This window comes from Bacteroidetes bacterium GWF2_43_63 (genome assembly GCA_001769275.1).
Lineage (GTDB): Bacteria > Bacteroidota > Bacteroidia > Bacteroidales > DTU049 > GWF2-43-63.
Window position 1 is genome coordinate 1 of record MEOQ01000009.1, and the last position, 13,545, is coordinate 13,545.

The following is a 13,545-nucleotide window of genomic DNA, read 5'->3' on the forward strand; positions in this document are numbered from 1 at the left end:
GTAAGGCTTGTGAACTCGAGGAACTCTGTTAACCAAAAGCAAGCAACCATGTATGCTCAATAATACATGCTCTTTGAAAGGTTTCGAACACTCATGATTACAAATCCGCGCCAGTGATCTCGCTAGTTGCACAACGCTCAATGCACAATGTTAGAGGTGCCGAAGGCGTAAAAGAAAGCTGCGACTTGTCACGTTTTACGTGAAGCTCCATCCGATACTCCTCCGCCTCTGGCGGAGTAAACTCCGGAGTTAAACAATAATAGCCTCGGACGAAGTCCCAGGGGAGTTGTGCGACATGTCACGTTTTACGTGAAGCACCGTTGAGTTGGAAGGTCACGCGTCGGAGACGCGCGCCCAACGTAGGCGACGTAAAAACATGCGGTACAATGCACAACGATAACGCACAATGCCTCATTCCTGACGACTTTTGCCTATCGACTGACGACTTATCCCTTACTGGCTACTGGCCACTTACCACTATTTTATCCCTTATCTGAGATCTTGCTGAGTGCGTCTTTATTAAGAATCGAAATCTGACCTGCATCGAATGCAATTATTCTATCATGGCTCATTTCCGATAAAACTCGGCTGACGCTTTCGCGCGAAGTGCCGATCAGATCGCCCATTTCGCCACGCGTGAGTGGCATGTTGAATTCATCGCTTTCGAATAATTTCTCTGAAAAGCATAAAATTGTTTCTGCAACTAATCCGGGAATCTGTTTTTGAGCAAGACTTGCATACCGGAAATAGTCGTTCAGTTCATTTCGACACAACTCAACAATAAGCTCGTAGGCAAATTTGCCGTTGCTGAAAATCAGATTGCGAAATATCCCAAGATCGATGAAACAAACTTCAGCATTGTTGATGGCAGTAACGGAAAACTGATTTATTTTCTCTCCAAAATTAGTAGGCAAACCCAGAAAAGTCGGTGCTTTCACAACACGCAGAATTTTATCACGCGTGGGACCCTGCATATGCACTTTAGCCATGCCTTTGCGCAAATACGCCACATTGAGCGACAATGCATTTTGTTTGATGATAGACTCACCTTTTTTAAAATGTACCGAAACGCTATTGTTTTCAAGATCCTGAAACTCATCATTGCTGAGATGACAGGTCGCGGCAGCTTTAAGCTTACAATCTTTGCAGTTATGTGATATCATATCGTTATTATTTATTGGTAAATATACAAAAAAAAATCATATCTGTGACTTTTATCACGCTCCATTGTGGTGGATTTCACACTTTCATGTGAATTTAGAGAATATAAGAAGCTTACATTTGTCTATTCCAAATCAACAACCATGAACGAAGAATTCGAAAAACAATTTTTAGAGCTCCAGAAAAAAGTCGGCAAAATTGAAAAAGGAACCAAAGACCAGTTGACCATGGTCGTTTTTTCAGGAGATCTTGATAAACAGATTGCAGCCATGATTATCTCCACCGGTGCTGCAGCCTTTGATATGAAAGTGAAGCTTTTCTTTACTTTTTGGGCCACTGCTGCCCTGCGTGATCCAAAGAAAAAAGTCGGAGGAAAGAATTTCCTTGGAAAAATGTTCGGCATGATGCTCCCAAAAGGCGCTGGCAAACTGAAATTATCGAAAATGCACATGATGGGAATGGGTGCGTCAATGATCAAAGGTTTAATGAAAAAGAAAAAAGTGGCTTCCTTGCCTGAAATGTTCAAAACCGCTGGAGAACTCGGTGTTGAAATCAATGTTTGCGAAATGTCGATGGATCTGATGGGCTTCAAACCCGAGGAACTCATCGATTATCCGCACATGAAAATCTGCGGTGTGGCTACATTCCTGGCCGATGCTGCCGAAAGTAAAGTTCAAATGTTCATTTAATTAAAACAAACAATATCATGACAAACGAAGAATTGAAAGCGCTGACCGCGAACCAGACTGTGGATGCACGTGGAACAGCTTGCCCGGGCCCGCTGCTCGCAGCTAAAAAAGCCATGGGGGAAATCGAATCCGGCGAAATTATGGAAATCCTCTCATCGGACGAAGGAACTAAACACGATATTCCGAAATGGTGCGAGAAAATGGAACATGAGTTTCTCGGAATCGTGGAAGAAGACAGCTATTCAAGACTATTCCTGCGTAAAGCATAGTAACGTATAAGCCCGTCAGGGCCTCATTTCATGTGATTGTTGACGACAGAAAAACTGACTGTCATAGTAGGTTATTGTCCGGTAATTAATATTTCAGCATATGGAAAACACAGCTTTCCGACCCAAAATCCTGGTCTTTTCTACTGATAAGATTTCTGATCCGGGAATCGATCAGGCGGGACTTCGCAAAATTCATTATTCACCTTCGGTGTATGTTATAAGTATGCCCTGCTCTTCCGGCATCAAGCCGCGCTGGATTATGCATGCCCTGGAACAGGGCTTTGACGGCGTATTCATTGCGGCCGACGGCCACGAATGTTCCTACAGTCCGCAATGTCCGGAGCATACCAATAAAATTATCACCGACACGCAGGATCTGATGAGGGCGAAAAACATCAGCCCAAAACGCATCCGTATGGCAGCTATATGCTCGGTATGTGCAGAGCCGTTTGCCGGGCACATGGAAAATTTTGCAAAGATTCTGGGTGAAATCGGAAGCATTACCAATGAACTGGGATCATCTTCAACCAACGAAAAATAAAGATCATGCAGGAAGAAAAGAAAATATTTGACACATTGGTGATCGGCGGCGGTATTGCAGGTCAGGAAGCTGCACTGAGTCTCGCCGGTATGGAAAACCAGGTGCTGATGGTCGAAAAAGGACTTTCGATCGGTGGCAAGATGATTCAACTCAGTAAGGTCTTCCCTACCCTTGACTGCGCAGCCTGCATTACCACACCTAAAATGTCGGAAACAGCCAGACATGAGAATATTCATCTTATGCTCAACAGCGAGATCAATTCTGTGGTAAAAAACGATCATGGTTTTGAAGTCAATTTCACAAAAAACCCACGGTATATTATTGCCGAAAACTGCACCGGATGCCAGTTGTGTGAGGTTGCCTGCCCTGAAGTGCGCAGCGATGAATACAATACCAATCTGGCGGGACGTAAAGTAGCATATATTCCATTTTCACTGGCGAATCCGCGTATTGCAACCATCGATCGACAAGATGTTTCAGCGCCCTGCATCAATGAATGTCCGGGCGGTGTGAAACCCTATGGCTATATTACATTGGTTCGTAATGGCCAGTACGAAGATGCTATGAAATTACACATGGAGGACATTCCCCTTCCGGGAAGCCTTGGGCGCGCTTGTTACGCACCTTGTCAGAACGCCTGCACACGCGCAAGTCTGGAAGCACCGGTTGATATACGTCAGATTAAAAGATTTTTTGCAGAAGACTTTTACAATAAATTTCCTGATGCTCCTGCCGTAAACATTGAAAAAAAATCCGGAAGAAAAATTGCCGTTATTGGCTCCGGTCCGGCCGGTCTCACAGCCGCATACCAACTTGCTTTGAAAGGTCATCAGGTGAAAATTTTCGAAGCCGCACCTGTTGCAGGCGGAATGCTGGCGCTCACGCTACCTGAATATCGACTTCCGAAAACCGTGGTGGCACGCGATGTTCAGAATATAACCGCGCTGGGCATTGAAATTGAGCTCAATCATAAAGTTGAAGATCTGAATAAACTGAAATCCGAAGGATTTGATGCTGTCTTTGTTTCCGTCGGCACACACCACACAGGATCACTCGGTGTTGAGGGATCTGATCTTAAAGGAATTGTATCATGTCTCGATTTTTTACGCGAAGCCAATATCGGACAAAAACAAGATCTGCGCGGAAAAAAAGTAATGGTGATTGGTGGTGGAAATACAGCCATCGATGCGGCCCGTACATCGCTGCGACTCGGTGCTGAAAAAGTGACCGTGGTCTATCGTCGCAGCCGCGCCGAAATGCCATGCTTCGCTCCCGAAATTCACGAAGCTGAAGAAGAAGGTGTTCAGATTGCGATTCTGCGCAATCCAACACGTTTTATGGGCGAAAACGGGGTACTGAGAAAAGCTGAACTTATTAAAATGGAACTCTCCGAACCCGATGCCAGTGGTCGTAAAAAACCAGTCCCTGTCAATGGTTCAGAATATCTTGAAGACGTTGATTTGGTCATCGAAGCCATCGGACTGCAATCATCTGCAACAGTTTTCTCAGGCCAGATTGAGCTGGATAAGACCGGAGTAATAAAAACGAATGATAAAACACTGCAAACGTCGGTTCCGCATATTTTTGCCGGAGGCGATAGTGTGAGCGGCGCTTCAACAATTATCGAAGCTGCCGGTATGGGAAAACGTGCTGCATTTTATCTCGATAAATTTCTTGCCGGCGAAAATCCGGATGCTTATGAATTCGGAGATAAACTCCCGGCTGTAGATAAATTCAAAGTACTGAGCCGCCCCGGTATTGAATACAAACGCCCGCTGGCACACAAGCTGCGCAGCCCTGAGGAACGAAAAAAAGATTTTCTCGACGCCGAACTCACCTACTCCGAAGCGGAAGTAAAACTTAGTACAGAGCGCTGCCTCGACTGCAGCAACTGTCGCGAATGTCATCAGTGTGTAACCGCTTGTCCGGCTTATGCCATCGACTTTTCTCAGAAAAAAGAAGTTGTAACTGCAGAAGCAAAATCGGTGATTATCTCTACGGGTTTCAAACTTTTTCCACCATCCGGCAAGCCCGAATATGGCTACGAAAAATACCCGAATGTAATCGACTCCCTGCAAATGGATCGCCTGATTGCACCAACGCGTCCGTACAACAACGTACTGCGTCCCGGCGATGGAAAAACACCTGATAATATTGCGTATGTTTTATGTACCGGATCGCGTGATTCAAGTATCGAAAATCACGCATGCGGACTTGAATGTTCGAACAATCCAATTTGTTCTCAAATCTGTTGCATGTATTCCATCAAACAGGCACAGCTGCTGATGGGCGCTCTGCCATTGGCTGATATCACTATTTACTATATGGATATCCGTGCTTTTGGAAAAGGTTATGAGGAATTTTTTGTTCAGTCCAAAGGAATGGGCGTGAGTTTCATCAAAGGGAAAATTGCAAAAATAAACGAAAAGGAAGATGGCAGCGGCGATCTGATTCTTCGCTACGAAGATGTGACCACCGGCACTTACAAAGAAGCCAAACATGATTTGGTCGTTCTGTCTGTTGGAGTTCTTCCCGATAAAACAATTCCGCAGATGTTTACCAATGCTAATCTTGAACTTGATGAATTCAACTACGTGAAACAACCCGATGAAATGCTGAATCCTGCTAAAACCAGTATTGAAGGGGTCTTTGTTGCTGGTACTGCATGCGGCCCAAAAGATATTCCGGACTCAATTCTGTCAGCCGGATGTGCCGCAGCAGAAGTTGCATCATATTTAAAAACAGTTTAAATCAGACAATATGAATAATAAGATAGGTGTCTATATTTGTCATTGCGGCGGCAATATCTCCGATTATGTTGATGTAGCTGAAGTGCAACGTCTGATGAAGGACGAAGATGGTGTGGTGATTTCCAAACATGTGATGTTTGCCTGCGCCGACTCCAATCAAAAGGAAATGATTGAAGATATTGAATCGCAGAATCTCGATGCCATAGTTGTAGCATCGTGTTCTCCAAAACTGCACACACACACGTTTCGCGGCGTTGCTGAGCGCGCTGGTTTGAATAAATACAACTACATTCAGGCAAATATCCGTGAACAATGCTCATGGCCGCACAGCGACAAACCACTGGATGCAACGCATAAAGCAGTAGGACTCATCCGTGCTGCCATCAAAAAAGCAGCGTTGTCCGAAGCGCTTGAAACCATTGAGATCGAAGCGAAAGACGCATCACTTGTTATTGGTGCTGGTGTTGCCGGAATGAAGGCTGCAATTGAACTTGCAGGCATCGGCAACCAGGTTTTTCTGATCGAAAAAGAAGCGCATGTTGGTGGAAAACTACTTGAAAATGGAAAACTTTTTCCTACCAGTCAAAATGGAAAAGAACTTGCAGCCGGCTTACTGAGCCAGATTAAAGCCAATCCGAAAATCACGTTGTTTACTGAAACCGAAGTCGAAAAAGTTTCGGGCAGTGTCGGAAATTTTTCTGTTGATGTGAAAGTTCGCATGGCCGGAACCAACACAGAGACTATGACTCTGGCCGTTGGTTCTGTGCTTGTTGCAACCGGATATGCACATTATCAGCCCAAAGAAAGTGAATACGGCTATGGTCTGTCAGACCGTGTGATTACACTTCCCGAGCTGAAAAAGCGCATAGAAGAAAACAACGGTGTAATCACGCACAATGGCAAACCAGTGAAATCGCTTGCTTTTGTCTATTGCGTAGGAAGCCGACAAAGTAAAGGTGAAAATAAATATTGCTCACGCATGTGCTGCTCGTCGGCCATTCATACCTCGCTGCTGCTGAAGGAAAGCAACCGCGATATGAAAATTCTGCATTTGTACCGCGACATCCGCACCTACGGAAAACAGGAAATCATGTATGAGAAATCATCGAAACAGGGCGATATCTATCTGAAGTTTGAAGAAAAAGAAGCGCCTGTTGTTGATGTGGTCAACAATACCATCACAGTAAAACTGAAAGATTATCTCACACAAAAAAAAGAAATTGAATTTCAACCCGACATGCTGGTGCTTGTAACCGGAGCCGTTGCGCGCGAAGACAGTGCAGATGTTTCAGCGAAATTCAAAATTCCCCGCGGCGCTGATAAATTTTTCAACGAAATCCATCCTAAACTGAAGCCGGTTGAAACAGTCATAAACGGTGTGTTTATCGGTGGTTCATGCCAGGGACCGAAAAACATAAGCGAGTCGGTACAATCCTCTTCGTCGGCTGTATCAAAAATTGCTGCATTAATTAAAGACGGACTTGTTCAACTTGAACCGATCATCGCCCGCGTAAACGCTGATGCTTGCTTGTGGTGCGGTAAATGTGCCGCTGTTTGCGAGTACGACGCATTGAAAGAAATGACGTTTAACGGAAAACAAATTGCCGAAGTAAACCCTGCAACCTGCAAGGGATGCGGTATTTGCACACCCGTTTGTCCAACCGATGCGCTGGAAGTAATCATGTACACCAATTCCGAAATGGAATCGATGATTGACGGATTTATGGAAAACGTTGTACTGGAGCCATCGACCGAAGACACGGAAGAAGAATCTGTTGCCAGTGGACCGGTGAAAATGAAGGAGCATCCGCAACTTTGGCGTCAGATTGCAGCCAGCATTGCTACAGAACACAAGACCATACCTGAAATTGCACAAACCATTGGTATGGACAAGGACCTTGTGACCTGGCATGTGATGACTATGAATAAGTACAACGTGCTCATGGCCGATGGAATGGACAGCAAAGAACAGTATTACTATTACAAATTAAAAAATTAGCAGCGATGGCCACGATCAATTTTGAATTTGCTGACGATATAAAAAAATTCGGTGCGAAAGATTTCGACGCGTGTTTCAACTGCGGCACCTGTACTGCAATCTGCGACTTGTCGGACGGTGACAATTCATTTCCCCGGAAAATGATTCGCTACACCACGCTCGGAATCACAGATGATATAAAAACATCGCTCGACCCATGGCTGTGCTATTATTGCGGAGACTGCTCTACCAGCTGCCCGCGGCAGGCCGATCCGGGCAACCTGATGATGTCGCTGCGCCGCTGGCTGATGTCGAAATACGACTGGACCGGACTTTCAGGACTTCTGTATCGTCATATGAGCGCGTACATTGTGGCTTTTTTACTTGTCGTCGGTGGAATCATCGGCGCATATATGAGTGATGTATTCACACAGGAAGAATGGCTTCACTACGGACACCTGTTCGAAATGCTTGCTATTGCCGCCATCTTTGTGGTCATTCTACTACCGAATATTATCCGCATGTGGTTTTTCACCGTTTGGAAACCCACAAAAAAATTCAACATCCAGCATCATGTAAAAGCGCTTGGAGACTTGATTATACACATGTTTACGCAAAAGCGATCACTCGATTGTGCCGAAGAACGTATAGATAAAGTCTGGTATTATGAGCATTTATTACTGGTTTTCAGTTATCTGTCTTTGTTATTTGTAACCGTTTTTCTTGATTGGTTCAGCACCGAAAGCGTGTTTGTAAATGTGTTTGGCTATGTGGTTAGCGGAATCATTTTTATTGTCACCACCGATTTTGTAATCCGCCGCATTCGTAAGCGCAGCGAAAAAAGTAAATTCTCCCATCCATCGGACTGGTTCTTTGTGATCTGGCTGCTCATGATGGGAATTTCAGCATTCGCAGTACGCGTACTGATCGATACGAACCTGCTCGAAAACACATTTGGCGTATATTTATTTCACCTGACGGTGTTGGTACAATGGGCGCTCATCATTGTCCCATTCGGCAAATGGACCCATTTTCTGTACCGCTCATTCGCCATGTATTTCGAAAAAGTGAAATCGTTTTCGCGACCGGTCGGAAAGAAAAAATAAAGATTCAAAAAAGCTAAAATATCAAAAAAAAAGAGGCCAAAATGGTCTCTTTTTTTGTAAAGGAAGCAATCAAACAAGTTCTGTTGCAATTCTTTCAAAGGACTCAATAATGCTTTTATCCGTCTGTTGGAAAACACATTGTCCTTTTTCAGCAGCAACCCCAACTTCGGCAACCAGTGGAATTTGTCCAAGTAGTTTCACATGACATTCCTCTGCAAGTCTTTGTCCACCACCTGATCCGAAAATAAAATACTTTTCATCCGGATGATTGGCCGGTGTAAACCACGACATATTCTCAATTACGCCAAGGACAGGGATATTCAAATCAGGATTCTGGAACATGGATGCAGCCTTGCGAGCATCATTCAGCGCTATTTCCTGCGGAGTCGTTACTAAAACAGCTCCATGAATATTCAGTTTTTGAACGGCGGTAAGCTGAATGTCACCTGTACCGGGAGGAAAATCAATAATCATAAAATCAATTTTCCCCCACTGCGAAAATTCCAGTAATTGGGTGAATGCATTTGCTACCATTGGCCCGCGCCAGATAAGTCCCTGGCTATTTTCGATAAAAAACCCGATTGACATGATTTTTACCCCGTGTTTTTCAATAGGCAGAATAATTTGCTTTCCGTCTATTTCATTCGCCAGTGGTTTTTCATTTTCAATTCCAAACATTCGGGGAATCGATGGTCCATAAATATCAGCGTCAACCAATGCTACTTTGTATCCTTGCCGGGCCAGTGCTACTGCAAGATTGGCCGATACTGTTGATTTTCCTACTCCGCCTTTTCCGGATGCTACAACAATAATTTTGGCGACATCGGGCAACGAAAGTTTTTCAAAAGCATCCATTACTTTATAATTATTTCATGAGTAATACTAATACCTGCCTGTGAAAAGAGCACCCCAACCGGACACGTTTTTTCGGTTGTTTCATAGCACTTTTCAAGTTTCAGCAATTCTTCATCCGATTGAATGCGTAAGAGGATATGAACATCGGTAATAGTTGAAGCACCATCTTTTTGATCAGCGTTTACCTCAACGTCCATTTTTTCGAATTGAATGCGCATTTTCTGAGCAACCATTGCGAATATTGTTCCCACACAGCCACTAAGCGACATTACGCATAATTCAAGTGCCGTAGGGCCATTGTTGCTGCCGCCTTTTGCTTCGGGTAAATCGACAACGGTACTGTGATTGCGGCCATTGTCAACAACCGACTGAAATTGTTTTGTCCAGAGAGAATTTGATTTCATTGTTTTATTTTAAAGGATTTCAAGTGCGTTATTTAAATCAGAAATTATATCATCAACATCTTCAATACCAACTGAGAAACGGACCAAATCATCCGTAATTCCGGCGGCCAGTTTATTTTCTTTACTCACCGCTGCATGGGTCATTGAAGCAGGATGCTGGATCAGCGTTTCGACACCGCCCAACGAAACAGCCAACATAGCAAGATGAACGCTGTCCATTAGTTTTTTCCCGGCATCATAGCCGCCTTTCAACCCAAAACTCATCATTGAGCCGGAACCATTCATTTGCAATTTTGCCAGTTCATATTGAGGATGATTTGTCAAACCCGGATATCTTATCCACTCAACTTTTGGATGTGCCTGCAAAAATTCCGCGACTTTCATTGCGTTTTCCTGTGCCCGGTCAATGCGTATTGAAAGTGTTTTCACACCACGCAAAACCATAAAAGCCTGTGTTGGATCCATATTGCTGCCAAGATAAACCATAGAGTGCCTGATTTTTTTATACAAATCCTCCCCTTTTGTAACGATGATTCCTCCAACAATATCAGCATGTCCGTTTATAAATTTGGTTACTGAATGTAAAACCACATCGGCTCCAAGATCAAGAGGCTTCTGTAAATACGGTGAACAGAAAGTGTTGTCGACTACAAGAATCAGATTATATTGTTTAGCAATCTTTGCACATGCTGCAATGTCTGTAATATCCATAGTTGGATTAGCAGGGGTTTCAATATAAAGAACTTTTGTATTTGATTTAATAGCGGCCACAATATTTTCGATATTGCTTGTGTTTACAAAGCTGGCTTCGACATTGAATCGGGAAAAGTCTTGTTCGAGCAGTCCTCTTGCCGGACCATAAACAGCATCAGAACTAACAATATGACTGCCTGCATTTAATAAAGCCATGTAAACTGCGCTTATAGCGCCCATACCCGAGCTGGTGGCAATTCCGTTATAGCCATTTTCAAGTTCAGCAATATTGTGCTCAAGTGCGTTGATGGTTGGATTTCCAATGCGGGTGTAAATATACCCGTCGCTCTTCCCTGCAAAGCAATCAGCCCCATGTTGGGCGTTCTTGAATCTGAATGTCGAAGTCTGATAAATGGGAACCGATGCGCTTCCAAATTCATCTTCGAATGCACCCGCATGCACGAGTTTTGTGTTGAAACCTTTGTCTTTTGTTTTCATGTTTTCGTTTTGTATTTCTAAGTTGCTTAAACCTTCAAAACTGAAGGTTTTTCGGGTTGCCCCAAATCTGCATGATTAATTCCTTTATATTTTTCCACGGCATCATATTGAATTCCAAGCTTATCAAGCAAAGGTTCTACAGCCACCTGATGCACCTGCAATCCAATATCCCATGGATCGTATCCTAAAAGCAAGCCTGCCAATTCCTCGTAGGTAAGGACAGGAATTCCCATTCCGTTTTCGCCGTAGGTAATTCCCTCCATTTCTGCAATCACATATTGCCAGCGATCGAGAAAATAGGTACAGCCCGGGCAATTGGCAATAATGCAATCGGGCTTATAAGGTTCCATGGAATCAAATTTCATTTTTGAATTTGCCACAGAATATCCGCGGTTCGATTTAAGCAGATATTGTCTGAATCCAAATCCGCAGCAATGGCGACGTTCTGGATAATCGACCTGTGCCCCGCCCCATGCATCAATCATTCCGGCAAGAACATAAGGGAATTCTGCGCCACCAACACCCTTTTCAGGAAATATCTTTGCGTAGTGGCACCCAACATGATCCACTACTTTCAATTGCTCGCCGGTCTGTTTATTCAGCAATCTATAAGTTGCCTTTGCCGCAATCTCATTGCGGAATTTATAGATCAGATCGCTGGTATGTGCCAGATTTTTAGGAATTTCAAAGGTCATTCCTGTTGTCTGTTTCAGGATTTCCCGTGCTTGTTTTTCTTTTTCAGGAAAATGCTGCCAGGTTTCAATCACTTCGGAATATATGCCAAACGACGTGACGCAGGAGCAAACAAAATTTTCGAATCCGGCTTCTGTCATCAATGCAAATTGGCGCGCAACAACGGTCATAGTGGTTTCGAACGGAATAACGCCCGAATGATATGCAATGCCAGTGCAAGTGGTTTGGCGCGGATCGTCGAAAATATTTTTACCAAGATCGTTGGCGAGAATTTTCATGAATAAATCTTCGGCAGCCGGAAAAAAATTCTGTCGAATGCAGCTGCGTGCCAGATAGTAATTGTCATCGGCAATTTCTTTCTGATGCTTTTCCCAGTTTTCGTTTTTCTGATATTTCATTTTGTATTCTCCCTTCTATTCTCCGTTGTAGGTTTTATTGAAATATTCATCGTGACCACTACTGAATTCAATTCCATGATCAGCAGCATAACGAGCCGATGCTTCTTCAATTTTGTTGAATCGTGCTGTTCCACCGGTTGCATCAAAAATTTTCTTTAAGTCAATCAGCGATTGCTTTTCCGTGTTGCGCAGTGCTCCTGCTTTGTCCTGCTTATAACTTGCTCCCAAACGATTCAAAACATCGGTTCTGTTTTCACGCATCCATTTCCAAATCGGGCCCTGCTCGGGATACATCTCATTGCTGACTTCATCAATGTAAACACAATAGCCATATTCCAAAATGTGATCTCCAACCGTTCGCTTGATGGCGAGCTGTCTTCGGCCTTGTTCGCTGTGCATAAACAGACCTGAATCCACCGACAATGCCCGCAAAGACTGAATGATGTAGCATGGCACATTGTCGCGCGGGCAGCGGGTTTTGCATGATAGGCATTCACCACAACGCCAGATATCATCCTTTTTTAAAAGCTCTTCGAGATCTTTTTCATTTTCTTTCTGAACCAGATCGACAATCTGTCGCGGATCGTAATCGCTCACTGCGGCCGCCGGACAAACAGCAGTGCAGGTTCCGCAATTGATGCAGGCCTTCATGCCTTCCTGGTAGCGAATGTCCTTTTTTAATGCTTCATATAAATTCATGATGCACTTCTACTTATTTCAACAATACGAATGGCACCGGTAACACATACAGCCACACATTTGCCGCACAGATCGCACAGTTCTGTATTGCACTCAAACCGAGTTGGCTTGCACGGAACATCCATCGCAGTACAATACTTTACACAACGTGCACAGCTGTAATTAGACACACGACTAATGGCTCTTTTTTCACAAACATTGTAACACAGTCCACAATTGGTGCACAATTGACAATCAATTTCTATAACTTTTTTCACGACCATTGTTTCACACTCTTTAATAAATCTGTTTTAAAATTCTATTCCTTTGCGGGCTTCGACCCCGCGGGAATAATAATGTTTTCTTTCGATCATTTCAGTTACCAGATCGGCAATTTCAAATAGCTGCTCCGGGGCATTGCGACCGGTCAAAACAATTTCCATTTCATCGGGTTTTTGCTGCAACATAGCAATCACTTCGTCAAGCGGAATTAATTTGTAATACAGAGCAATGCAAATTTCATCAAGCACAACCACATCATATTGATTATTGCTGATGATGGCCGATACGCAATTCAAGCCGTTGCGGGCGGCATCAATGTCTTTCTGTAATGGTTTGTTTTTGATAAAACAATCAAGTCCGAACTGATGAATTTCAATTTCAGGAAAATGTTTCAAGGAATCCAGTTCAGAATAATGCATTCCTTTGACAAACTGGGCTATATAGGTTTTCTTTCCTGCACCTGCAGCCCGCACTGCAAGCCCAATTGCAGCTGTAGTCTTTCCTTTGCCATTGCCTGTATATAAATGAATATAGCCTTTCATGGTTCTGA

At 43.8% G+C, this 13,545-nt stretch carries 13 protein-coding genes; 6 read left to right on the plus strand and 7 right to left on the minus strand.

Translation table 11 applies throughout. From position 1 onward, the window contains the following. Window positions 1–482 precede the first annotated feature (482 nt). Entirely contained in the window at window positions 483–1,163 is a 681-nt protein-coding gene (locus A2W93_04270; protein OFY55982.1) for a hypothetical protein, read from the minus strand. Between the two features lie 225 nt (window positions 1,164–1,388). Between A2W93_04270 and A2W93_04275 the strand changes: the two genes are divergently transcribed. The 6 genes from A2W93_04275 (at window position 1,389) to A2W93_04300 (ending at window position 8,494) form a co-directional block, all read left to right on the plus strand. Continuing rightward, window positions 1,389–1,850, plus strand: coding sequence for a hypothetical protein (locus tag A2W93_04275; protein ID OFY56090.1), 462 nt, complete (start codon window positions 1,389–1,391; stop codon window positions 1,848–1,850). Between the two features lie 17 nt (window positions 1,851–1,867). Next, entirely contained in the window at window positions 1,868–2,119 is a 252-nt protein-coding gene (locus A2W93_04280) for a hypothetical protein (protein OFY55983.1), read from the plus strand. Between the two features lie 100 nt (window positions 2,120–2,219). Then, complete coding sequence (locus tag A2W93_04285) at window positions 2,220–2,660, plus strand: methyl-viologen-reducing hydrogenase subunit delta (protein OFY55984.1); 441 nt, start codon at window positions 2,220–2,222, stop codon at window positions 2,658–2,660. 5 nt (window positions 2,661–2,665) lie between these two features. After that, window positions 2,666–5,410, plus strand: coding sequence for a hypothetical protein (locus tag A2W93_04290; GenBank protein OFY55985.1), 2,745 nt, complete (start codon window positions 2,666–2,668; stop codon window positions 5,408–5,410). Between the two features lie 10 nt (window positions 5,411–5,420). Next, entirely contained in the window at window positions 5,421–7,409 is a 1,989-nt protein-coding gene (locus A2W93_04295; protein OFY55986.1) for a hypothetical protein, read from the plus strand. 5 nt (window positions 7,410–7,414) lie between these two features. Then, the gene (locus A2W93_04300; protein OFY55987.1) at window positions 7,415–8,494 is read left to right on the plus strand and encodes a hypothetical protein; all 1,080 of its coding nucleotides are present in this window, start codon (window positions 7,415–7,417) and stop codon (window positions 8,492–8,494) included. A gap of 69 nt (window positions 8,495–8,563) precedes the next feature. On the opposite strand, the gene A2W93_04305 is transcribed toward A2W93_04300, so the two are convergent. From A2W93_04305 to A2W93_04330, 6 genes are all read right to left on the minus strand, one after another. Then, window positions 8,564–9,349, minus strand: a complete 786-nt coding sequence (locus tag A2W93_04305) for a hypothetical protein (GenBank protein OFY55988.1) — start codon at window positions 9,347–9,349, stop codon at window positions 8,564–8,566. After that, the gene (locus tag A2W93_04310; protein OFY55989.1) at window positions 9,349–9,753 is read right to left on the minus strand and encodes a hypothetical protein; all 405 of its coding nucleotides are present in this window, start codon (window positions 9,751–9,753) and stop codon (window positions 9,349–9,351) included. Before A2W93_04310 ends, A2W93_04305 begins: the two co-directional genes overlap by 1 nt. A 9-nt stretch (window positions 9,754–9,762) precedes the next feature. Continuing rightward, window positions 9,763–10,944, minus strand: coding sequence for a methionine gamma-lyase (locus A2W93_04315; GenBank protein ID OFY55990.1), 1,182 nt, complete (start codon window positions 10,942–10,944; stop codon window positions 9,763–9,765). Window positions 10,945–10,970: 26 nt separating this feature from the next. Then, window positions 10,971–12,035 carry a heterodisulfide reductase subunit B gene (locus A2W93_04320; GenBank protein OFY55991.1) on the minus strand — a complete coding sequence of 355 codons (1,065 nt, stop codon included), beginning with the start codon at window positions 12,033–12,035 and terminating at the stop codon, window positions 10,971–10,973. 15 nt (window positions 12,036–12,050) lie between these two features. Then, entirely contained in the window at window positions 12,051–12,734 is a 684-nt protein-coding gene (locus A2W93_04325) for a hypothetical protein (GenBank protein OFY55992.1), read from the minus strand. 290 nt (window positions 12,735–13,024) lie between these two features. Continuing rightward, a complete protein-coding gene (locus tag A2W93_04330; protein OFY55993.1) occupies window positions 13,025–13,537 on the minus strand; it encodes a cob(I)yrinic acid a,c-diamide adenosyltransferase in 513 nt (170 codons plus the stop codon). Between the last annotated feature and the right edge of the window lie 8 nt (window positions 13,538–13,545).